This is a genomic window from Mycobacterium sp. NGS59 (assembly GCF_059812345.1).
Genome location: NZ_JCALCN010000031.1, coordinates 17,257 through 39,574, shown reverse-complemented (window position 1 = coordinate 39,574; position 22,318 = coordinate 17,257). Strand labels below are relative to the sequence as shown.

The window sequence follows — 22,318 nt, the reverse complement described above, 5'->3', positions numbered from 1 at the left end:
AAATCAATTCACCTCGGAAGACCGCATGAATCCAGCAATGTGTTGATAGCGTCGTTGGAAATATCATTCAGGCGATTCAATTCCGGCGTCGGAGTATTGCCCATCGCGGCTGTGGTCGCCTGCAGCGTGGCACTGACATAGGCTCGGGCGGCGACTGTGATCTCTGCGGGGACTGCTGGTATGAGTGCGTTTTCGACTACTGACGCGCTGTTGACGGCGCGAAGCGCAATGGGCACGTTTAGCTTGCCTTCCACGCGAAGGCCTCCTTGGCCTTCCTGACCCCGCACAGAGACATCGAAGACGTGGCAGAGGTGATCTTTGGCGGCCGCCGTCTCGGCGGCGGTAAACCGCGGTGTCGTCGTGGGCGAGCTTGGTGCCGGCGCCGAAGGCGTCGGTGAACTCAATGTAGATTGCTCGCCGCTCAGCGCGGCGTAGGTGATTGCGGCGCTCACGCCGCCAGACACGGTTACTACTACCAGCAGCGCCAGGGCAGCCCATGCCCATCGGCGAGTGTTCTGCTGCCGCGCAACGTGATGAGGGGGCCGCGGCGCGCCAGGGCCAGGTCCGGGCACCGGCGGTGGTGGCGATGGCGGAGCAGGCAGTGTCACCGAAGGCGAAGCCTCCCGTGACCACGGTGACGAAGTAGCCGTCATCTCAACCAAACCTCCCTACGTGCTCAGTGCGCCCGAGTTCGCCGCTTCGGCGGCCTGGACCGTAGCGACCGACACCTCGCGGCTCGTCATGTTGGCGGCCACCCGAACTTCGGCCTCGGCCTGGCGCACCGCTACTGATCCGCTCACCGCGCCTGTCAGGCTCATCGTGTATCCGCCGGGCTGCAGGCCGCTGCCGCTTGACCCTGGCTGCGACGCTGCAGCGGCATCGGCGTTCGACAAACCTGCCCGCGTCGCTTCCGGATCCATTTGAAAATTTCGCGCCATAGCGCCCGATTCTACGGCCCCGAACCGCCCAACACATGGGCCAACCAGCATTAATTCGGCCCGGTGGCCACCGCGCTATTTCACGCATTGAGCACTTCAGGCGGTACCCACGGAGAAAGAATCGGCGGTCAGACCTTTCTCTCGCCAGCCAAGCGTGGATCGAAGAGCCCCTTGTCGAAGACGCGGTGGTCAATCTGACCTGGTGTTGTCCCGTAGCTTCCGTCCAGCTGTCGTCGCCATGTTCCGGCTGGGTCGTGACCGCGGCTTTCAGGCCGCCGTGGCGAACACCTCGCCAGCGGTGTCGTAGACGCCGAGCTGCTCTCCGTCGGCGTACAGCAACCAGCCCACCGCAGTTTGAACGATCCGATAGCCCATAGACCGGTAGCTGCCTACGCGTCCAGTAGGTCTTCGATGAGCTGTTTGGAGCGCGCCGGGATTGCTGTGTCTGGGAAATAGCGCTCAACAATGGCCCACACTTCCGCTCGTCCTGTAATCCCCAGGTAATCGAGCAGGAAGCGGATGTCGTCGGTGTCCCGGACCGCCCGGGCAGCCAGGACTTTCATCGCCAGCAGGTGGCGAGGCGGGGTCGCCGCGACTTGCAGGTGCGGGTGGTCGAACACCAGACTGCCCTCACCCGGCTTCCGTGAGACATAGCCCGCGGCCTGATTGTTGAGCCACGTCGATGGCCAACCCTGCTCGATCGCCACTTCATGGATCGCGGCGATCATCGGACCGTCGGGAGTAAACAATCCGTCGATATCGCGTGTGGCGGTGCGGGTTTGGTCGTACGCCAGGATCATGGCGGCCCCGCCCACGATATGGACCTGGCCGACGATCCGGCGGCGCTCGAGCTTTTCCGCTAAAGCGCTCAACGCGCGGCGCAGCTCGCTGTGGTCAAACAACGGCTCGGGCATCGGGGTAACTCCGTCATGGGTGAGGTCGTGGCGGTCTAGGTATATTCCGCGCCGGCGAAACGAGGCCGGCGTCCACAACATGGCGTGGGCCCGCGCGGAGGGCAGGGGTGAAATCCACCAGGGCCCCTCGTCGACGAGGAAGCGTTCGAGCGTGCAGCTCCACAGCGGGCCTGGCGACCCGTACCGGCTGGCGAGGTGTTCGGCAATCGCAGCCAGCAGTGCGTCATAGCGGGAGTCCCCGGTTAGGGGCGGCTCCCTGCTGGTCAGTGCGAGGGCGGCCGGTCCGGATTCGTCTGCGCCGCGACTGAATTCGAAGAAAATCCGAAGCCTTGTGCGTTCGTCGGTGGCGCGAATGATCGCCTCGGCCGTTTCGGAAAGGGTGTGGGCTTGGACGGGGGGTGTCAGGTCGGTGCGGGCGCCCTGGCGGCGGGACACGCCACGCACTTCGTCGACGGGATATCCCGATACTCGGCGGATTCCCCGGTCGGACAGGATGCTGCGGGCCCGCGACGGCGTCACCTGCCAGTGGCGGGCAGCTTGGTCCGCCGTCCAGAGCTCCACAACCACCAACATACGCGCAATTTGCTCGGAAGTTAACTCCGATGGGATCGCTCGTTAGCTGACCAGCGCGGCCAAGCGTGGGTCGGAAAGTCCACTGTCTCCGAAGATTCCGTGGGCGCTCCACAGGCTCAGGGCGGGAGCCGCAGGGCCATGCAGCCGTACCGGAGCTGCCTCTTCAAAGCCGAGTGTGAGTGTCCACTGGTGTAGGTCGGGGTGGAATTCGGTGCACGAGTCGAACCAGAAACTCATCTGCCCATGGGGGACCGTACTGCAGATCAGCCGGTCGGTGGTGACAATGACGGAGCTGGTTTGGTGAAACCGCCACTGGTGCGCGGCTTTTCGCTCCGCGTTGGCTTTCCGGCGGTGGTTGATCACGCCTTGCGCCGCAAGGGCCCCGAACATGAGCGCGGGGCGGCCGGCGACGATCAGCGGAAACGGCGAATAGCGTGCGTCAGTGTCGCAGTAGCGGCTGTAGCCGATCTCGGTGCTCAATAGCGCGTGCTCGCCCGGTTCCAGGACCGGGCCGTAGACGTCGATCGGCGTGAGGGGCCGCCCGGCGCGTAGGGCGGCCGCGCAGCCGCGACTGTAGTGCCACCACTGCTCGGAGAGGGACTGCGGCCGCGGCTGCGGTGGCCGCACCCCGGCACACCCGCGTGCACGGTGCCGTTCAACATGCACGAGTGCGTCAGCCCGTCGAGTGGCCGGCAGATTCGGGGTGCCTCCGCCAGGAGGCATACCAGGGATATTGCTGCTCATGGCCGCACCGTATCGCGCTGCTCCGACACGCTTTAACCGCTGCGCAGTTCGCCCAGGATCCGGATCGCCGCGGCCCGCTCCTCATCGCCAAGCCACGGCAGCATCCACACCATCGCGTCTTCAAGCTCGCGCGCAGCGCTGGCGAACTCCGCTTCGATTGCCGCGCGAGCGGTCTCCCCCATGTCGTCGCGGTGGGTGGCGAAGGTGCGCCGCACCTTGATCAGGTGTTCGGCCACGGCGAAACGCTCGGCCGCATTAGGTGCCGGCCCTGGCCCGTTGGCCGGGGGTGCCGTGCGCGCCTCGGCCACGGTGGCAGTGGGTGGCCGTGGGCGTGGGGGGCTGCCGTCGAGAATGTCGTCGATGCTGCCCGTTTCCCACTCGATCGCGCGTTCGAGGGCTCGGCGCAATTTGTCGGTCAGCCGGCCGGCCCTGTTTTTCTCGACAGCTCGCAGAGTTTCGACAGAGGGTCCGCCTCGGGCGGTGACGTCGGCTTGGCTCAGTCCCAGCTCGTAGCGGCGCTCACGCACGGCGGTACCGAGTGTGGCCCAGGACATGGGCGATATTTTGCCCGATTTCCCGGTAAATAACTGCATCCCCGCCGCCGTTTGGCTCGTGGGGTGAGCAATCTGCTGCCCGGCGTCCGCAGATGCGCTCATCTAGTCAACTGGCTTCTGACATGCGCCGATGGCATCGACGCCAACGCATCTGCCATGGACGTGTGGTCCTGTCATCGATCGATCCTGACATCCAGTTAGCAAAATTACGCCTAATTACCGGTAATTGTGCTAGATTACCGTCAATTCACCATCGGAGGGTGCTGGTGAAGAACCGCCGCCAGGCCGAACGCGCAGGAGGACATACCCCATGACGACGATCACCCCGAGTACCCGCGGCCCGCGGCCTTCGGATTCATCGCGGTTACGCGCCGAGGTGCGCCTATTCCACACCGACCAGGACCTGGCGTGCCGGGAGGAGCCGGAGCTGTTTTTCAACCCCAACCGCAGGTCGCGCGCGGGTGCCCGTTGCGCCGAATGCCCGTTTCGGGGTCGCTGCAGTTACAACGCGGTGGCCTCCGGTGCCAGCTACGGCGTGTGGGGTGGGATATTGCTGCCCGGTCACTACCCCCCGCAGCTCGCGCCTGTATATGCGCGGCTGATTGAGCAGTTTGAGGCGCGCCGCCGCGAGGAGATCGGTGACGTTGCCGTCGCGGCGCTGCCCGACCCGTACGAGCAGTTCGCCCAGGATTCACCGGTAGACGGCATCGCCGGTGCGGCATGACTGCCGCGGTGATTTGCCCGTTGGTGTCCAGCGTCGATGACAACGGTACGCAGCGGATCACCGTCCTTGATGCTGATGAGACGGTGGTGTGCGGGGCGTACAAGCCGCCCGGTCACACCCACTGGCGGCTGTTCATCTCGCTACGTCACGTTTCGGCGTGAATGAGCGAGAACTGCAGGTGGGAGGCGTGCGGTTATCACAAAAACATCACGAGGCCTCGGCGTGTCGGAGGCCCGCTATCAGATAGCCGTGCCATGATCGCGGCCATGGCTCAGCCGCATAAAGGTCAGCGCAAACTCATCATGTGTCGCCCCGTTGAAGAGGTCTACGAGGAAGTCAAAGCCGAAGCAGCGCAACGTGGCATCAGCATGTCTCAGCTCGTCGCCGACGTCTTGGCCTATCGCTACGACCGCGAAGACCTGGTCCGCGAACTCCACAAACACCCGGAGGTTTTGCCGCTGGCGATGTGAATCCTCACCGCGCCCGGCCGGCAGGCCTCTTCTTCGGGCCTGTGCCTGGCCGGGCAGATGCTGACAGCTGAATATTGCGGTGCGGAAACACCCCCCTTGACATGACGAAGGCCCCGCCGAAGCGGGGCCCTGTCGGAGGGTTTGAGCCGAGTTACCAGCTCGGTTCCGGGTCCGCACCCGTTGCCCCTGAAAGGGACGTGACTTGGGAGTCTCGTCTCACGGTAGCGCATGTCTGGGCCCGGTTCCAGATTTTGTCGCGTGCCGTGATCCACTTTTTTCCCCGCCGCATGCGGACAGCGCCCGTGGTGGGTATCGCGGCTGTACTGCGGCTCGCCCGCGCCGCGGTGTCATCCGCACCGCTGGTGTTGCCGAGGTGTTGGCGATGCGGCGCGGGCGGCGCCTGGCCGGCCGGGACCTGCCGTGCCCGAGCGCGTTCGTCGCCCTCAATCTCGACGACCAGGCCTACGCCGGGGTGCCGTGCTGGAGCGCCGGGCCCACCGGCTGGGCGCACATCACGGTGGCGGTGGCCTACGACCTGCACTACCACCGGGTGCGGCCGCTGATGTGCAACGGGGGCATCGCCAAACCCACCCTGATCGTGATCGCCGCGGCCATGGCCCGCTACGCCGATCGCAGCACCGGACGGGGCTGCCGGCCCACCAACGCCCAACTCGAACGCGACACCGGCTATGACGAACGCACCATCCAACGCGCCCACGAATGCCTGCGCCTGCTCGGGGTGGCCACCGAGATCCTGCGCGGGCGCCGACGCACCTATATCGAACGCATGGCGTCCTGGCGGATGGGCGATCGCCACCGCGGCTGGGCCTCGGTGTGGGCACTGCACGACAACGCCCACACCACCCGACTTGTCCACAGCTTGTCACCCCACCTGGAACGGTCCCCACTAACTACTACACCCCCCTGTTTGGGCAAGCTGGTTACTACCCACGCGGGCGCTCACCGCGCCCGGCACCGCGGCGCTGCGCGCCGCCGAACACCAGATGAGGCCGGCCGGCGCCTGGCCGTGCGGTGGCGCGCTGATCCACACGCCCCCCCGTGGGCCCGCAGGTTCGGTGTCGGCAGTTGGGCGGCGATGCTGGCCGCGCCGGCGGCCGCCGGCTGGACACCGCGCGACCTCAACGCACTGGTCTCAGACTGGCTCGGCGCGGGCCATCGCATCCCGGACGCTCCGCCGCGACCGATCGCCCTGCTGGGCACCCTGCTCGCCTGGCACAGCGCCCACAACACCCTGGCCGACCGGCCGGCCGCACTCGACGAGGCGCGCGAAGCCCACGAACGCGTGGCCGCGCAAACACGGGCGCGCACCGCCGCACGCGAACGCGCCGAACACGCCGCGGCCCGCGCCCGCGGACAAGCCGCCGCCACCGGGCCCGGCCGCGCGCAGATCGGCCAGGAACTGGCGCGTATTCGGGCGCGGGCCGCGACCAAGCGCGCTGGGCAGGTCGCGGTCGAGATCTCGCAGTTCGAGGCCTACGTGGCGACGCGGCGCGGTATCTCCCCGCTCAGTCCGCAATACCCGATGAGATAGCTAACGCGATACCCGATGAGATAGTCGATAAGATATCCCATGGGGGTTGTTTCTTCTCATTCTTCGAGCAGTTCGCGGATCGGCGAATGCTCGGCTTCGTAGTGGTCGTGCCACGTCTCCACCAGCACCGCGCCGAGGCGTTCCGCGCCGCCGCGTAGGGCATCGGTGATCACGTCTTCGAGCTCGAGGTGGGTGTAGCGCGTCAGCGCGGTCGGGTCGATGTAGAGGTCTTCAAGGTGCCCATCGCGGTTCAGGGTTGCTTGAACGTCGTCGCCGAACGGCCCGAGTTCCTCGGAGCGGCGCTCGCAGTCGGCGTGGAACGCAGCGACGGCCGCCTGCACCATCTCGGTTTGCTTCAAGAAGGCGGCGGTGTATTCGTCATCGGACATAGCGGTGTCAAAGCGATTACCCACGCGGTTTGTCCCGGCCTCGGTCATTGTCTTTATTGCGCCCTTCATAGCGGTTCTTGACCGGCTCACTGTTGGGTGGTGTCACCACTTTGAGTACGCGGTCTGGGTAGAGCTGTTTGTTCTGCGGCCCCCCCGACGCGCCGCCGCGCCCACCCATCGGCGGCATCATCGGACCCATCGCCCCCACGGCGGGGGCCGGTCCTGCCGATGTCGCGGGCGGGGCTGCCGGTGCCGAAGCGGCGGCGGCCGGGGCGGCCGCTTCGGGGGCGGCCATTAACGGAGCGGGCGCGCCCATCGCGCCGCCGTCACTGGCGGGCGTAGTCTCTCCGCCGCCCCCACCGCCACCATCGGCACCTGCGGGCTCACCGAGTGATTCCGGGGTTTCCGGTGGCGGCTCCCCACCAGAGGGTGAGCCACCGCCGGGGTGTTGGCCCAGCCCGCTCATCATCGGTGCGGCGGCCTGCTGCACGCCTTGCAACGCTTTGGCCCCCGATCCGGCCAAGCCGCCCATCACGCCTCCCAGGCCGCCGACAACCCCGCCCAGAATTCCCGGCAGCAGCTGGGGCACTGCGCCCGCCCCGGTTCCGGTCACTGTCTCCAGCAAGGGGCTACCCACAGCGGCCGGGTCGACGTCGGCGGGTGGCCAGGTCGGCCCACCACTGAGCAGGCTCTCCCCTGGCCCCGGGCCTTGCTGCACCGGCTCACGCGGGGCCGAGGCCGGCGACGGATCAGGTTTGGTCACCGGAGCACCGCCGGGACCGTTGGCCCGCTGCACATCGGGACTGCCCGCGCTGGTGCCCGGCGGCGGAATCGGCGCGCCGGGGCCAGGTCCGGGCACCGACTCGGCAAAGGTGTAACTGCTAAACCCTGCTGTCGAGGCCTGATAGAGGCCGGCGACTTTCACTTGCGCGTGCACGACCGCCTCGCGGCGCATGCCTTTGGCGGCGATGTTGGCCCGCACCGCCGTGTCCAGCTCGCGCTCCCCTTCAACCACCTGCCGGTAGGTCGGAATGTCGGTGCTGGCCCGGTGAAAATTCCCTATATGCGTCGAGGCTTGCTGAGCCAATCCCCCGACATAGCGTGAGTGACCCTCATACCAGCCCTGCAGCGTGCGCATCCGGGCGGTAGCCGCGTGGGCGCTGCCCGACTCCCAGCTGGCCTCGGTCGCCGCGATCGCGGCTCCCAGCTGCTCGGCCGCCTGCTCAAGGGCGGCGGCCTCGGTGCGCAGGCTGCGCTCCACGGCCTGCCAGGCCGCCACCCCGACACCGCCGCGCCCGGTCTCGATGAGCCGGGCGATATCGCGCGGGGCCACCGGCACCTCCCCTGCCGGCACCGAGGCCCCCCCTCCGCTCAACAGAGCAGCGACAGCATCGACATCGGCGACCGGCACTGGTGTGGGTATGGGTATCGCCCCGCCACCACCGGAACCCAACGTGGCCGCCGACGCCGCCTCTTGGTCGCCATAGGCCGCGGCGCTGGACTGCAACATCACGCCGTACCGCCTGGCCACAGAATTGGCTATCTCGGTGTAGCGGCGCGCGAGGCTGACCTGCGCACTGAACCGGGAACTGGCTGCCACCGACACATGATCGGAGGCACATGGCGCCACCTGGTCAGCGTGCGGGATGGCCGCGTGCGCGACAGCACCGGCTTGACCCGCCGCACCTGTCAGCGCCGCGGGCTCCACCCGCACTGAATCCGCCACCGCGCAACCCCTGCAGTTAGGTGCTCAGGGTGCGCTGATTGTGCTCCTCAGCGTCGCGGTAGGAGGTCACGCTGCTGCGGATATGTCCCGCGACGTCCTCGCAGTAGCGGCCCAGTGCATGCCCGGCCTCGGCGCGGGCCACCAACACCTCCTGCAACGCCGCACCGACCGTCGACGAACCGATCCGCCCGAACATCGATCGCGCCCGCTCCAGTGATTCCGGGCTGGCGTCAAGCAGCTCGCGGACCCGAGGGCCCTCGCCCTCCCACCACTTCGCGTGCTCATGCCACTCGGCGAAATCCACCGATACGTCATTAGCCACCGCTACCTACCTCCTGCGCTCTGAACTGCGTCTTTACCAAAGCCTAAAGGGGCCTAGCGCCCAACGCATCAAGCGCCGACCATCAAAAGTCGATCGTCTGTCGGTACTCGTCGACGTCCACCAGGCTCGGCCAGCCCGCCTGCAACGACCACTCCACGCCGGACTCCTTGCGGCTACGCTCCCGGGTCTCGGCCCGCAGCCGCATCAGTGCCAACCGGTGTAGCCGCATGATCCGATCAGCCAGCACCTCAGCCGGCCAGGACATGGCGTCGCGCTCCAGCTCGACCTGTACATCACGGCCCGAGGGATCCCCTAACTTGACCATCAGTGCGCCATCGCGTGACCACTCCGCCACGGTCCAGTCCTGGTCACCGATCACCGCGACTCCCGCCTCCTCGAACCGCATCTAGGCACCCGCTGTCACGGTGGTCCCCGGTGAAGCCGGCGACAACGCCGCCGGTGCCGGTGCGTGCCCGGCGACCCCGCCGGCGAACCGAGTTGGGTCCTCCCACGCCATGAATTCTCCGGCAGGCAACGCGCTTTGTGGCTGAAGCTGCCCGTCAAGCCAAATTTTGCCATTTCCCATGTAGACCACTGGCTCGCGGCTCTTGCACTGCGCGACCTGGCCGGGCACCAGGTGATTGGGGTCGGCGGGCTCGGTGACCGGTGTACCCGGCGGCGGTAACTGGGCGTACGGCTTCCACGCATCGGTCGCCGAGGCCCCGTTGAGCACCGCCCGCACTACCGCGGCATGCTGTGCTGACGTCGTGGTCACCGGGGTGCCATCGGGCATCTGCACCACCAGTGACGCGTCGGCCGCCGGCGCGCTGGCCGGGGCGGCAGCCGCAGCCGCCGGTTGTGCGCCCTGAGGTCCGCCCGCTGCGGCCGCCGCCGGCTCCGGTTTCCCCTCACTGTCGCCCTTCGACTTCCCGGCCCCCTCCGAGCCGCTATCGCCCTCACCCTCCCCATGATGCTCATCAACAAAATCCGACGGCTTTGCCCTCTCACGACCTCGGTCGTCACTGAAACCATCTCCGGCTCCCTGTCCGGCCATCGCCCCTGCCAGCGGCGCCAACGCACCCAGCGCATCCATCGGCAACGAGCCCCCCGCACCGCCCAACGCCCCCGGGACCGAACCGAGCGCCCCCAGCGCAGGACCCAGCATTGACATCGGATCACCCATTAACCCCGGCATCCCGCCCATCCCGGCCAGAGGATCACTCACCCCCCCGCCGCTGCCAGCACCCGGATCAGACCCGCCGCCGCCGCCACCGCCGGCGCCGCCACCATCAGACCCACCACCGCCGGCGCCGCCACCATCAGACCCACCACCGCCGGCGCCGCCACCATCAGACCCACCACCGCCATCGGCGCCGCCTTTACGGTGCTCGCCGCTGTTGTCGCGGTACTCATTACCGAGCGCGGCCAGCAGCTCGGCCTGCTTCTTGCTGTCCACCTTCGCGCTGTTGAGCAGCCGCTGAATCTCGGCGAGATTCTGGTCCAACATCGTGTTGAACAGCGCCTGGGCTTGCGGATCATTCCGCATCGTCGGGTCGGTCAGCATCTTCTGGTGAGCCGCCTGAATCCCGGCAACAAGCTCACTGACCCGCGCCCGCGTCTCGTCATTGGAAGCAAAGATCTTCTTCAACATTTCGGCCAACTTCTCATCGGTCGCGGCCAGCGCCCCGGTGGTCTGCTGATACGTTCCCGCCGCCTGCTCCGCTCCCTGCGGCAGCCCCCCCGGACCTCCCGGAACCCCCACGTAAGGCTGCCTGCCGAACAATCCAGGCGTCAGGACAGCAGTCGCACGATCTCGCGGCGCCAACCCACCGTCGTCTCCGCCGAATAAAGCGTCGATAGCACCACTGATCGGACTCAGAAGGTGTTCCAAGTCTTCCAAAAATCCCACGGGGACCCCCCTAAGCGGTTCTACCTGCGTACTTCCTGGTGAAAAACGCTACCGCCGGGGTAGAGCCCAAAGCGACGGGCGGACCAAACGAATTTTCAAAAGGTTCGAACTTCCAAGATTGTTTGAAGCAACCACCCCCCCGGGGGGGTCGCCCACTACGTGGCGGCCCGTGGCCCGCCGGCTTCTCAAGAGCCCCCCGTGATGTGCGCCGCGATAGCGCGTGAGATATCTTGCGCCAAAAGTGGCACCGCTGCGCCGACTTCCCCAGCGATGGTTGATGGCTTATCTTGGCAAGTATCTCATGCGGTATGTCATCCGTTAACTGATCCGTGCTTGCGCGCGAGTTTTTACGGGCAATGCCACGCGGTATGCCACGCGCTTCTGCGCGGCATACATCACGCATAGTTTCACGCAGTAGCACATGCGGGCGCAACATGCGATACACTCTCAGGGTAATTCACGCGTTATCTCTTCGCCGGGCGTGGGTTTGGGAGGGGTCGACGTTTCCCCGACCAGGACAAACCGAGGGGTGGGGGGAGTGCGCGTTGGTTGGTCCCAGATAAGTATCGAAGCCGGGGGAGTTGGGGGAGAGCGCGTCGTGTCTGTCAAGGAAACCGGCAACGAGCAGGCGTTGCAACGCATCGGTGTCAGCCCAGATCCTCAGGTAAGCGCAGTCCTTGAGCAGCTCATCGTGACGGTCGCAGCACACAAAGGGGGAGTGGGCAAGACGGAGATCGCCAAAGAACTCGCCTGGCTGCTCGCCGGCGTACTTGTCGATTTCGACTGGGACCGCGGCGGCGCCAGCCGCGCCTGGGGCTACCGATACGAAACTCGCAGCAACGCGCCGCTGCTCGATGCGATGGACAACGAGCGCATCCCCCGGCCGCTCGCAGGCGGGCCATACCGCGCGGATCTCGTTCCCTCCCACCCCGACTGGGGTAACAACCAGCCCAATGACGACTACGTGACGACCCAACTCGAAAAGTGGTCGGCGCAGTGGCGCCGCCCCCTGGTCATCGACACCCACCCCGGTGGGGGAGACGACGCAAACCCCAGCGCCTCCGGCGCTATCGCTGCCGCCAACGTTGTCGTCGTGCCGATCGTCCTGGAGACCCGGCCCTTAGAGGCGCTCGAAGGGATGGCAGACGAGCTCCGAGCCTTTCCTCTCCTGATCATCCCCAACATGGTCGATGCTGCACCACGCAAATTGGTTGACTGGCTCCAACGGATCAGCGAGACCTACACCATCCCCGTTGGGCCATCGATCGGAAAATACGGTTGGCTCTCCCGTCGCACCCTGCGCATGGCTGTCGCCGCACGCACCCCCGTACCCGCGAAGAACCGGCATTTCGTCGAGGAGATCACCAGTGTGGCGCGAGCCGTCATCAACTACGCCAACACAGCCCAGAAGGAAGCAGCACATTGACGTCCTCCTCTGGCTGAAGCCAGGGGATTCCAACCCTTATTCACCCCACCTAGGCGGCAGGAGAGCGGAGTTGAGGTTCACGGTTCTTAGACCGGCTAGTGCTGAGGTCTCCCCGTGCTGTCACCGCCCGCCCGGCGGCGATGTTGCGTGCTGCGTTCACATCGGCGTTGCACGGTCCGTGAGTGCAGGATTCGCAGTCGAAGACCGCTTGGCTCTTGCGGTTTCCGACAGCGACGTGCCCGCACACCGAGCATCGTTGCGACGTGTACGCGGCCGGGATCTGTTCAACCCGACCACTGGCCTTGTGCTGCAATCTCGCGGCGAGCAGACCCCACCCACTACGGCTGATACCACGGTTCAACCCGCGTTTTTGCGCAACCCGCACCCCGGGAGCATCGACGGTGCCCCGCGCCGAGCGCGTCATCGCCCGCACATCAAGGGCCTCGATGCGGATCGTCTCAAAGCGTCCAGAGATATCGGTGGTGGTCTTTTCGATCCAGTCTTTGCGGCGGTCAGCCTCGCGCGCTGTGAGTTTCGCGATCGCCGCCTTCGTGCGCGCACGGCGATTGGAGCCGCGTTGCGCGCGGGCCAGGCGCTGTTGGAGCACCTTCAACCGCGCAGCCTCACCGCGACTGAGCTTGGGGGCGTGCAGCAGTTCACCGGTCGACAAGGCCGCCGAGACGCTCACGCCGCGATCGATACCCACGACCGAGCCATCACCGGGGCTGCTGATCGGTTGCGGGGTATGGGCGAACGCGATGTGCCAGCGACCCACCCGATCACAGGTGACACGGTAGGACTTCACGCCTGCAGGTACCGGGCGCGACAGACGAAACCGCACCCAGCCGATTTTCGGCACCCACACCCGGGCGAAGCGCCGGTTGATCTTCCCAACCTGACGCGGCGTGACGCCGACCTGGCGGAAGCCCTCATGCACGCCGGCTTTGCGCCACCGGGGCCGACGGTGAGTCCCGGCGAAAAAGTTGCGCATCGCCTGGGCGAAATCCCGCAGCGCCTGCTGCTGCACGGTCTGCGAACCCGCCGCCAGCCACGCGAACTCGGCGCGTGCCGCGGTCAATTGAGCACACTGCTCGTTGTAGCCCGGCGCGCGGAGCCCGGGCCGCCAATGCTGCTGCTGCTCAACCGCCAAATTCCACACATACCGGGCGTGGCGGCAATGCTCAGCAAGCCCGACCGCCTGCTCGGCAGTAGGAAGCAACCGGTACCGCGTCACAGCCACAACGTAGCTATCACCACCGACAACACACCGAGAGGAGGCGCGGCGTTTCCTCCCCCGGTTGAAGCCGGAGGTTTCCACGCCGCAACATTTCGATGAATGACAACCTCAGCGGCGGCATCCACCAGCTCCACGAGCGGCGTGCGCGCCGAACTCGCCAGGCCCCCCAACCACGGCACCCCAAACTGGCCGCAGAAGCCTCCGACACCGCCATAACAGCACCCCCCGACAACGACGACACACCGCCAGCAAGCAACGACAATCCAGCGGCAAACGTTAACCCTCCTGCTGCACCCGCGCCACCGCCGCCACCCGCCGCCACGCCACCGGTCCAGATCGCCGCAGACCCACCCAACACCGCCAACGCACTACCTGATCTGCATGTCGACGCGGCCGACCCCACCGCCCACATCGTGTCACCGACCGTACTCAGCATCCCGGCTTCGATCATCAAGCGATTCGAACGCGCCCGCGCAGACTCCCCGAGCCACACCGCCCTGGTCCTCGACGCCCTCCGCGCTCAAGTCCACGACCTGCCCGCCCTCATCCTCAACCGCAGACCCGGCCCGAAGCCAGGAGACCTCTTCCCCTACCGAGACACCCCCGGCCGAACCGCAACCGACACACCCATGCCGCTGAGAATCAGACCCACCAAAGGTGAACTGAACATCATGAAACAACTCACCGACTGGTCCAGCGCACAGATAGCCCACCAACGACCCGGAACCCGCCACACCAATAGGTCGGAAATGGTTGCCGCGGCGCTCGACGCATTTCTCCCGCAAGGCCGCCGCAAATGATCGCAAACCCCCAAAGCTAGTGCCCCGCAGCGTAACCCTGGCCGGACATCACCTGTGGTCACCCGCGCTAATCGAAATAGCAAGCCTGCCTGAGTATTAGCCGAGCCGATCTAGGGGAGTGCCGGCCAGCATAGCTGGTGTGGGTGTCTGTGCCATTGCTGTCTCGATGGCCGCCTCGATCGCCGTGCGCGGCAACGGGGGCGGTCCGTGACGGTCGAACTCGCCGTCCGCAAACACATGGGGGGCGGGGGAGACAGTGACGATAATCGGCACCGACAACTCAAGCGCCGCCAGCTGCATCACAATGGCCTCGGTCAACTGTTCTGCGTAATCACGGTATTCCCGCCGCCGCAGCTCATCGAGCGCGTCCTGCAGCGCCGAGATCTCATCCATGGCTTGCTCGTAGGCGATTTCACCGGGCGTGGGGTCGCGATAAGCCTGCGCCTCTGCTTGGAGTTCGGTCAGCAGCGCGATGTCTGCTTCAGTTCCCCATCCCGCGGTCGCGCGGATGACCAGATACCCGTTGTCATCGACCTCAGCCCAGTCGACCCCGGCGATGCGAGGATCCTCAGCAGAGAACGGGCCGGGCGGAAGATCGGTGGGCTCGGGGACCGCATCGGCGCGGTCCGACAATTCCAGGGATGCGCTGTCGTAGTCGAGGTCGCTGGAATCGCCCAGATGGCTCAAGATGCTTTCCGTCCACATGTCGATCACCACCGGCTCGGTGCGATGCCGTAGCAAGTCCTTATCGTCAAAGACGGTTGATGCCAACGTCCGACGCACCATTTCGGCTTCCCATGAACCCGGCCGACCCGCAAGCGCTTCCTCGATACTTCCCACGTTCGCGGCCGCGCCGGCCAGGGCAAGAGTCACAAACTCGGCCCAGTCGATCGGGACCGTGGCACGCGGATCCGGATCAGCTTCCCACTGGCCTGAGTCCGTGCGCCGCGACAACTGATTGGTCAGCCGAGTCGCCTCAGTCAAGACGCCGATGGCATCATGGAGCACCTCGCTGTACGGCCGCGGCTCAGTGGCTGAGGCAGCGAGGTACCCCGTATCGAATAGCGCGGCCGATAGGACCTCCCGATACGGCCGACCGATAACACGCGCAGCAGCAACCAGATTCGTGCGCTCCGGCAGCCGGCGCACCCCTTTGGTGCGCCACTTACGCAAATTCTCTCGCGAAACGCCGAGACGGCGAGCTAGCTCGGCCTCACTGACTCCATGCGTATTCCGGTAGCGGTCTATCAGCTCTACAAGCCGCGAAGGTGCCATGCCAACCATCCTCGGCGAAAGATCCGACAGCGTCAACTATGACTTGGCATATATGCCAACCAAGAGTTGACATGGAAGCAGTCCTGCCCATTGGGTCCATTAGTGGTCATGAGATACTTCATCCGATATCTCAGAAGTTATTGCAGCATCGCAAATTGCTAAGGCGCACACCAAACTCCGCTTGCCGAACCGCGACTCCGGCTACGGGCCGGCGCCACTGGTGACCTCGATGTCGAAGCATTTCGATGCATCTTCGGAAAGGGGCTTAGCGATCGAAAGCAACCCCTCAGGGAACTTCGCTGGCAGTGCGCCCCACATCTGCACATCCCGGCCACCTCGCTCGCTACGCTCGCGATCCAAGCGGTTTTCCCACCGGTACCGATCGATCGCAGCAAGCGCCCGTTGCCGCGCCACACCCATCTCAGCAGGACCCGAGAAACAATGCACGCCCGTGTGCAGGAGATCGGCTTCTACCAGATCGCGGTCCGACGGTGGCGATGAGGCAGAAGCGCGGTGCCGTTCCATGGCCTGGCTAATGGCAAGGCAGCACAGGAACAACACGACCACTACCAGCACCGCTGAGATGACGATCAGTTGGTCCACGTCCTTGCGTAACGAGGCCATCTCTGGGGCCACGTCGGCCCGCTTCCGCTGGCCGACGTTCCCAATCTCATCATCGGCCCCCCAGGGACCATCATCACCGTTGTCATCGTCCATGGTCCTCACCATCGCACGAGGGAGCGACACCGGCGCGATTTCGGTACCCCGTTCGCAGCTTCTATGCTCTTTCATGCATAACGGATATTATGCATGAACCATGTCACCCGCTGAACCACCCTCGCCCGGTCCGCCGGCGCGCACTGACGCCGACCGCCCGGAATGGTTTCGCGCGTTTCTAGCCGATCGGAGCACCCGTAAGCCCTCACCGCACACCGTGGACGCGTACCGGCGCGACTTCGACGCGATCGCTGCCGTCCTGGCCGGCGGATCCGAATATCTGGCCGCGTTGGGCTGCGCCGCGATCACCAAAGACACGATGCGCCAGGCCTTCGCAGTGTTCGCCGCCACCCGTGAAGCGGCCTCCATCCGGCGCTGCTGGTCGACGTGGAACACGCTGTGCAGCTATCTGTTTACCGCCGAGCTGCTCGAAGCCAACCCGATGCAATTCGTCGGCCGACCCAAGGTCGCCAAGAACCTTCCGAAGTCACTTCCCGCCGCGGCCGCCAAGGCCCTCATCGACGCCGTCGCCGACCGCGGCGACACGAAACTGCGCAACGAATGGCCCGAACGCGACCGCGCCCTCATCTTGACCACCCTGCTCACGGGTCTTCGCGCCGGCGAATTGCGCGCCGCCAACATCGGCGACGTCCGCCTCACCGACCAGGGCGGGGTGATCCACGTGCGCGGCAAGGGCAACAAAGACCGCGCTATCCCGATCGAAGCAGCGCTGCTCGACGTCCTGCATGACTACCTGGCCAGTCGCGGCGCTCGATTCCCCGCCACCACCCGTCGTCGGCAGGCCGGCGACGTTCCTGCGCTGCGCCGCTGGCCCACCGAAGCGCCGCTATTCGTCGGCGTCGACGGACAGCGAATCACCCGCGGGGCACTGCAATACCGGATCCTGCGCGCGTTCAAATTGGCCGGCCCGGACGCTCACCGCAATCCCGGCGCCCTCGTGCACGCCCTGCGCCACACCTACGCCACCGAGCTGGCCAACACCAACATCAGCGTCTACACGCTCATGCGGCTTCTCGGACACGAATCCATGGCTACCTCCCAGCGCTACGTCAGCGCTGCGGGGGCCGAAACCCGTTCCGCTGCAGCAGTAAACCCGCTGTATCAGCTCGTCGACACCGCTCCCCCATCCGGGGATGAGCGTTAGCTCGCCGAAGGACCGCAGCGACCCACTGGTCAGCTGGGGAGATAGGCTGCGTTTCTGTGGGAGTCGTCCATGAATATTTCGTGCGCGATGATGATGAGCAGGGGGCGTTGCTGCTCGGCTCGGCTGAGCGCGGGGTCATCGGTATGTGTCCGATCACTGAGTTAGTCAGTCTTGAAGCCCTGCTGATGAATTCGTCTGGCCACGAGACAACGACCTCGCAGTTGATGGACCGTCCCGACCATGCCGTTGTCGTTGCCCACGACGACGAGCCGTGGAACGTGTTCGTCGACAGGATCGCCGATCACACCACCGCGTTGATCGCGGCCGCCGGCCCCGAGCAACTCGGCGCCGCACTGCAGCCTTGGTCGCAGATCGAAGAGTTCGCCGGACGAGTCACCGCCGGCGAGCTCGCGGAGGTGATGGCGCTGCTGCAGCCGCTGTTCCGCCAGGCCGTCCACCACGGCCGGCACATTTACGTCCGCACTTCCTGCTGACCGGGTTTCAACGCCCATCGAGATTCAGTGATCGGCACTGGGGCCCGCGCGCCGGTGTGAAAACGGTGTGCTGGCACGCCACGCAGCTGTGTGAACGGTGAAGCGATCCACAGGCGCAGTGCGAGGTGCCTACAAGTACTTGGTGGGCACCTAAGCCGGCGCCGCACGCCGGGCAGTGCGAGGGTCCCACTTCTTCCCAGCCGCGATGAGTCTGCCGTAGACGCATCGGCTCATGCTAGCCATCGGCACCGTCAGAAAATTGGTGAGCCGCGGCCGTCGCGCTGGGCCATTGGCGGGGCTTAGCCTCGCAAGTATGCGAACTGATCGGATTGGTGATGGGTAGCCCATCAGCCCGGACCGTTGCGCTTCGTGACCAGATACTGGCGGCGCTACGCGCGGAGAGCCCGTTGCCGATATCGACGCGTCGCGTGTGCGAGCTCCTCGGCGCGCACCGATACGACGAGACCGGCTACCGAATCTATCCGCAACTATGCGCCCTTGACCGGCTGGGCATCGTGGAGCGCCTCCGCCGCGGAGGCGACTGCCGCGACGTCTTCTGGCGTTTCCTCGGCGATCCCACGGAAGCTGATTTCAACGCTGCCGTCGACGCGGCGCACAACCCCAAATCAGAAGCTATCGAGCGGCGACACCGGCAGCGGTCAGACGAGCTGACCGAGGCGACGTTAGCAACTCTCGACCGCTATATCACGGCGTTCGATGTGACGCAAAGACGGTTCGCCGTCGCGGCGTCATCAGGCGACACCGACGCCGAAACTGGCGCAGCCGATGAACTAGCCGACCTCGCAAGGCAATTCGTAGACGTATGGACAAAATTGCCGCTAGGAACATTGGTCAGCCCCGGCCGTCGCGCTCAACCACCACAAGGGCTTAGCCCCGAAAGTATGCGACAGCAGCCCGCTCCCGATGTCCACGCCTGGGCGCGTAGCGCCGCGGTCGGATCTCCCTTGGCACGAATGATTCTCGTGGTGCTAGCCGACGGAGCGAAGGACGACCGCACTGCGTGTATCTCCCTTCGCGCCCTGGTCGAACAGTCTGGAGCCGCGCGAAGCACGGTGTTGCGTGCTCTCAACGATCTCGAGGAACGGGGGTTGCTGAGCCGACGATCGCAATTCGACACTGACGGGGCTCGCCTGCCCAGTCGATATCACCTCAATTGCGCCCCCGCGCAACGCCTTCGAGGTCCGGCCACAGCGGCTCGGTCAGCCCGCGTCGTTCCTTCCCGGCGGGCGCGGGCCTACAGTGTCACCGCGGAGCGCCGGTGGAAGGCGCTGCCGCCGCTGCTGCCGGTTGCCGATGCGGCACCGTTGTTGGGAATCAGTCCTCACACCGTGTATCGGTTGATCGCCCGCGACGAGCTGCCGGTTCGCCGGGTCGGTTCCCGCCGCGTCTATATCGACACGGCGCGCCTGCGCGACCTGCTCGACCCTTTGCCACGCTGATCGTCGACGCCGGCACGTAAGCCGCGCCACGGCTTTCGATTCGCAAAAGCAGAGCACGTAGACCGTACGCGCGAAGGCGGTTACGGTGACGTTTTTGCCTTCTGGCCTTCGATTATGGCCGGCGCTCCGCTTCGCGCAAGGCCACGGCCTCCGCTGCGCTGCGGGCACAAGGCTCGCAAAGTCTCGCGCGCTGCTCGCAGGCTCGCACCTTCGACACTTTGCGCCCGGACCTTGCACTCTCGCGGACCTGTTGCCGGCCCAAATCTTGGCTGCCAGAAGGCAAAAAAAGCGGGCGGCCCGCAAGGGGCGCTGCCAACCGAGAAAGGTTCCGTCATGACCGACACCATCACCACCGAGGCCGAGCAGAACACCGGTGAGCACCCCGCGCTGGGTGTCATCGAGCACATCGACCCGCACAGCCTGGTCCTCGACAACAACGTCCGCGACGAGGCCGCGCTGGGGACGCAGTTCGTGGCCAGCATCAGAGAGCACGGGGTGCTCACTCCGATTGCGGCCGTGCGCGACCGCGACGGCCAGCTGCGGGTGCGTTCCGGGCAGCGCCGCACCCTGGCAGCACGGGAAGCCGGACTGGCGAGCGTGCCGGTCTATGTCCGTACCGCATCCCCCGGAGACGACGACAAAGCCCAACTCGTGGAACGGGTTTCGGAGCAGATCGTGGAGAACGACCAGCGCGCACAACTCACCGAGCTTCAGCGCACCCGTGGCATCCAGCAGATGATCGACGCCGGGGTGTCGATCACCAGGGTTGCCAAGAAGTTGTCGGTGGGCAAGGACACCGTGAAGGCAGCGGCGGCGGCGGCGAAGTCGCAGGCGGCGATGCACGGTCTGGCCGAGGGGCAACTGAGCCTGACTGAGGCGGCGGCGCTCACCGAGTTCGAGGACTTGCCCGGTGCGATCAACCGGCTGATGCAGGTGGCGGGCACCCGCAGTTTTGAGCACGTGGTGGCCCAGCTGCGCCAGGAACGCGTCGCCGCCGAGGCCGAAGCAGCAGCGGCCCAGCCCTACGTGGAGCGGGGGTTCACCTGGCTACAGCAGCGCCCGGAAACTTCAGATCCTGGCTGCATCGCCTTGCACCACCTGCGCACCGCAGACGGTGCCGAGGCCGATGAGCAGGTGGTGACCGACCCGGCCCAGTGGGCGGTGCAGTTGTACGAAACCGAGATCGTGGTCGATGTGGCGACCGGCGAGGCCGTCGATGAGGACGACGTGGACTGGGATACCCAGGACCAGCCCGAGGCCACCCCCGCCGAGGGGTTGCGCCACGCCGACACTGTCACCGATGCCACCGGATACGTCGCGCACTACTTCTGCCTGGACTTCCGCGCCGCAGGTCTCACGCCGGAGCCGTGGTTCGCCCGGCGCGCCGGACTGGCCGAGGACACCAGCAGCGGCGACGGGGCAGTGGACCTCGACGCCGAGGCCGCCCAGGCGCGCCGTGAGCGGGCCGAAGCCGAACGAGCCGAGGCCGACAAGCGGGAACGCCGCAAGGTGCTGGCGCTGAACAAGCTCGGTGATGCCGCGATGGGTGTGCGCAGGGATTTCCTGACCAAGCTGCTGGCGCGCAAGACCCCACCCAAGGGTGCGGCGATCTTCGTCGCCACCTGCCTGGCTGGCGACCCATACCTGCTGACTCACCACAACGCGGTGGAGACGACCGCCGAGCTGCTCGGTATCGAGCGAGCCGCCGTGGCCAAGCAGGCCAGCGACCTCGGTGCAGGCGGTGACAACCGTGCCCAAGTGATCACGTTGGCTCTGGTGTTGGGAGCGCTCGAATCGGCGACCGCCAAGGACGCCTGGCGCGGCGCCGCGCACGGCTACGGCCCGCGTGTCGGCAGCGCGGACTACCTGCGGTGGCTGGCCTCCAACGACTACCCGCTGGCAGCGGTCGAGGAAATCATCACCGGCACAACCGACGCCGAGACCGTCTACAGCGAGTATCTCTCCGACGCTGGGAAGCAGTAAATTCGGGCGGCTGGTGGGGGTCAGGGCTTCGGCGCTGGCCCCCACTCGCATCTGACCGGGCCAACTCCGTTGTGCAACAGGCACACTGCATTTTGCCTTCTGGCTTGTCGATCGTGACCGGCCGGATCGGCTGCACGCAAGGCGCCGGCCTGCGCGTTGCTCCGGGCCCTACCGGACTCGCGAACTTTTCCCCGAGCCGCTCGCCCACACAACGGGCTCCCTGGGAAAACTTCGCGCCCGGGCCTTGCGCTCCGCCGCCCGTAACCCGGTCTAGATCGTGCTGCCAGAAGGGCAAAAAGAATAGATGTCACAGACGGACAGGAAACAAATGAAGTGTGCAAGAAAGGGAACGCATCAGCCGATAAATTACGACAATCAATCTGTTGGTTACCGGATGCGCGAAAGCAGTCAGATAATGCATTTCTTCGCCGGGTCACTTTGCCCGAGAAACAGGGAGACACCGCCGCGCTGCACGGTGGCCAGACCAGGAGGCCTGCCCGAGCGAAATGCGCTGTCAAACAACTGGACTACCTGCGTCGAGGCCAGGGCGGAGAGCAGTGATTCCGGCGTCCGATGCGCAAAGAGAATCCGTGACAAAAGATCAACAAATTTGTTTCTCACCGATGTAGCGCCAGCCTAATAGGCGCAGTAATATTGAATTATCGATAACCCATCCCGCAATTACTTCCAGGGGGCTACCAATGTCTACTCTCACCGTCTACACCAAACCCGCATGCGTGCAATGCACCGCCACATTCCGCGCCCTCGATAAAGCAGGCGTGCACTACCAGACAATCGACATCACCATCGACGCCGAAGCCCGCGACTACGTGATGGCGCTGGGCTACCTGCAAGCACCCGTGGTGGTCGCCGAGGACACGCACTGGGGGGGCTTTCGCCCGGACCGCATTAAGGCGCTGGCCGCCTAGGCCGCTCCCATCGAAAG

Annotated in this window: 24 protein-coding genes; 11 read left to right on the top strand and 13 right to left on the bottom strand. The window is 65.8% G+C overall.

What is annotated here, in order from left to right:
• Positions 1–8: 8 nt before the first annotated feature.
• From AC5Y46_RS23480 to AC5Y46_RS23460, 5 genes are all read right to left on the bottom strand, one after another.
• Positions 9–452 carry an Rv2240c family protein gene (locus AC5Y46_RS23480; protein ID WP_142283757.1) on the bottom strand — a complete coding sequence of 148 codons (444 nt, stop codon included), beginning with the start codon at positions 450–452 and terminating at the stop codon, positions 9–11.
• Positions 453–668: 216 nt separating this feature from the next.
• Positions 669–818 carry a hypothetical protein gene (locus AC5Y46_RS23475; RefSeq protein WP_499993379.1) on the bottom strand — a complete coding sequence of 50 codons (150 nt, stop codon included), beginning with the start codon at positions 816–818 and terminating at the stop codon, positions 669–671.
• Positions 819–1,327: 509 nt separating this feature from the next.
• A complete protein-coding gene (locus AC5Y46_RS23470) occupies positions 1,328–2,425 on the bottom strand; it encodes a DUF6036 family nucleotidyltransferase (RefSeq protein ID WP_069432795.1) in 1,098 nt (365 codons plus the stop codon).
• 42 nt (positions 2,426–2,467) lie between these two features.
• Entirely contained in the window at positions 2,468–3,052 is a 585-nt protein-coding gene (locus AC5Y46_RS23465) for a hypothetical protein (protein ID WP_051445796.1), read from the bottom strand.
• Positions 3,053–3,201: 149 nt separating this feature from the next.
• Positions 3,202–3,723: a helix-turn-helix domain-containing protein gene (locus tag AC5Y46_RS23460; protein WP_042910132.1), complete on the bottom strand. Its 522-nt coding sequence runs from the start codon at positions 3,721–3,723 to the stop codon at positions 3,202–3,204.
• 310 nt (positions 3,724–4,033) lie between these two features.
• Between AC5Y46_RS23460 and AC5Y46_RS23455 the strand changes: the two genes are divergently transcribed.
• From AC5Y46_RS23455 to AC5Y46_RS23440, 4 genes are all read left to right on the top strand, one after another.
• Positions 4,034–4,447: a WhiB family transcriptional regulator gene (locus AC5Y46_RS23455; protein WP_069432794.1), complete on the top strand. Its 414-nt coding sequence runs from the start codon at positions 4,034–4,036 to the stop codon at positions 4,445–4,447.
• A complete protein-coding gene (locus AC5Y46_RS23450) occupies positions 4,444–4,608 on the top strand; it encodes a hypothetical protein (protein WP_499993377.1) in 165 nt (54 codons plus the stop codon). Before AC5Y46_RS23455 ends, AC5Y46_RS23450 begins: the two co-directional genes overlap by 4 nt.
• Positions 4,609–4,713: 105 nt before the next feature.
• Entirely contained in the window at positions 4,714–4,917 is a 204-nt protein-coding gene (locus AC5Y46_RS23445) for a hypothetical protein (RefSeq protein WP_042910171.1), read from the top strand.
• A gap of 382 nt (positions 4,918–5,299) precedes the next feature.
• Positions 5,300–6,469: a helix-turn-helix domain-containing protein gene (locus tag AC5Y46_RS23440; RefSeq protein ID WP_080691106.1), complete on the top strand. Its 1,170-nt coding sequence runs from the start codon at positions 5,300–5,302 to the stop codon at positions 6,467–6,469.
• A 56-nt stretch (positions 6,470–6,525) separates the two neighbouring features.
• On the opposite strand, the gene AC5Y46_RS23435 is transcribed toward AC5Y46_RS23440, so the two are convergent.
• From AC5Y46_RS23435 to AC5Y46_RS23415, 5 genes are all read right to left on the bottom strand, one after another.
• Positions 6,526–6,906: a YbaB/EbfC family nucleoid-associated protein gene (locus AC5Y46_RS23435; RefSeq protein WP_499993375.1), complete on the bottom strand. Its 381-nt coding sequence runs from the start codon at positions 6,904–6,906 to the stop codon at positions 6,526–6,528.
• A complete protein-coding gene (locus tag AC5Y46_RS23430; protein WP_499993374.1) occupies positions 6,875–8,584 on the bottom strand; it encodes a PPE domain-containing protein in 1,710 nt (569 codons plus the stop codon). The genes AC5Y46_RS23435 and AC5Y46_RS23430 overlap by 32 nt, the downstream gene beginning before the upstream one ends.
• Positions 8,585–8,600: 16 nt before the next feature.
• Complete coding sequence (locus tag AC5Y46_RS23425) at positions 8,601–8,906, bottom strand: type VII secretion target (protein WP_139813854.1); 306 nt, start codon at positions 8,904–8,906, stop codon at positions 8,601–8,603.
• 82 nt (positions 8,907–8,988) lie between these two features.
• Positions 8,989–9,312 (bottom strand): hypothetical protein, encoded by a 324-nt coding sequence (locus tag AC5Y46_RS23420; protein WP_084954084.1) that lies wholly within the window; start codon positions 9,310–9,312, stop codon positions 8,989–8,991.
• Entirely contained in the window at positions 9,313–10,668 is a 1,356-nt protein-coding gene (locus tag AC5Y46_RS23415; RefSeq protein WP_499993369.1) for a DUF4226 domain-containing protein, read from the bottom strand.
• Between the two features lie 745 nt (positions 10,669–11,413).
• On the opposite strand from AC5Y46_RS23415, the gene AC5Y46_RS23410 reads away from it, so the two are divergent.
• Positions 11,414–12,241 carry a ParA family protein gene (locus tag AC5Y46_RS23410; protein WP_499993368.1) on the top strand — a complete coding sequence of 276 codons (828 nt, stop codon included), beginning with the start codon at positions 11,414–11,416 and terminating at the stop codon, positions 12,239–12,241.
• Positions 12,242–12,290: 49 nt separating this feature from the next.
• Here AC5Y46_RS23410 and AC5Y46_RS23405 read toward each other — a convergent pair whose 3' ends face one another.
• A complete protein-coding gene (locus AC5Y46_RS23405; protein ID WP_499993365.1) occupies positions 12,291–13,475 on the bottom strand; it encodes an RNA-guided endonuclease InsQ/TnpB family protein in 1,185 nt (394 codons plus the stop codon).
• Positions 13,476–13,573: 98 nt separating this feature from the next.
• On the opposite strand from AC5Y46_RS23405, the gene AC5Y46_RS23400 reads away from it, so the two are divergent.
• Positions 13,574–14,278 carry a hypothetical protein gene (locus tag AC5Y46_RS23400; protein WP_499993364.1) on the top strand — a complete coding sequence of 235 codons (705 nt, stop codon included), beginning with the start codon at positions 13,574–13,576 and terminating at the stop codon, positions 14,276–14,278.
• A 96-nt stretch (positions 14,279–14,374) separates the two neighbouring features.
• On the opposite strand, the gene AC5Y46_RS23395 is transcribed toward AC5Y46_RS23400, so the two are convergent.
• Both AC5Y46_RS23395 and AC5Y46_RS23390 read right to left on the bottom strand, forming a co-directional pair.
• On the bottom strand, positions 14,375–15,553 hold the full coding sequence (locus AC5Y46_RS23395; protein WP_499993362.1) for a helix-turn-helix domain-containing protein: 1,179 nt from the start codon (positions 15,551–15,553) through the stop codon (positions 14,375–14,377).
• 201 nt (positions 15,554–15,754) lie between these two features.
• Positions 15,755–16,270 (bottom strand): hypothetical protein, encoded by a 516-nt coding sequence (locus tag AC5Y46_RS23390; protein WP_499993360.1) that lies wholly within the window; start codon positions 16,268–16,270, stop codon positions 15,755–15,757.
• 100 nt (positions 16,271–16,370) lie between these two features.
• Between AC5Y46_RS23390 and AC5Y46_RS23385 the strand changes: the two genes are divergently transcribed.
• From AC5Y46_RS23385 to nrdH, 5 genes are all read left to right on the top strand, one after another.
• Positions 16,371–17,435 carry a site-specific integrase gene (locus AC5Y46_RS23385; protein WP_499993356.1) on the top strand — a complete coding sequence of 355 codons (1,065 nt, stop codon included), beginning with the start codon at positions 16,371–16,373 and terminating at the stop codon, positions 17,433–17,435.
• 107 nt (positions 17,436–17,542) lie between these two features.
• Entirely contained in the window at positions 17,543–17,929 is a 387-nt protein-coding gene (locus tag AC5Y46_RS23380) for a hypothetical protein (protein WP_499993354.1), read from the top strand.
• A gap of 428 nt (positions 17,930–18,357) precedes the next feature.
• On the top strand, positions 18,358–19,389 hold the full coding sequence (locus tag AC5Y46_RS23375) for a helix-turn-helix domain-containing protein (protein WP_499993353.1): 1,032 nt from the start codon (positions 18,358–18,360) through the stop codon (positions 19,387–19,389).
• Positions 19,390–19,722: 333 nt separating this feature from the next.
• The gene (locus tag AC5Y46_RS23370) at positions 19,723–21,372 is read left to right on the top strand and encodes a ParB/RepB/Spo0J family partition protein (RefSeq protein ID WP_499993352.1); all 1,650 of its coding nucleotides are present in this window, start codon (positions 19,723–19,725) and stop codon (positions 21,370–21,372) included.
• Positions 21,373–22,073: 701 nt separating this feature from the next.
• The gene (nrdH, locus tag AC5Y46_RS23365; RefSeq protein WP_499993350.1) at positions 22,074–22,301 is read left to right on the top strand and encodes a glutaredoxin-like protein NrdH; all 228 of its coding nucleotides are present in this window, start codon (positions 22,074–22,076) and stop codon (positions 22,299–22,301) included.
• Positions 22,302–22,318: the final 17 nt, after the last annotated feature.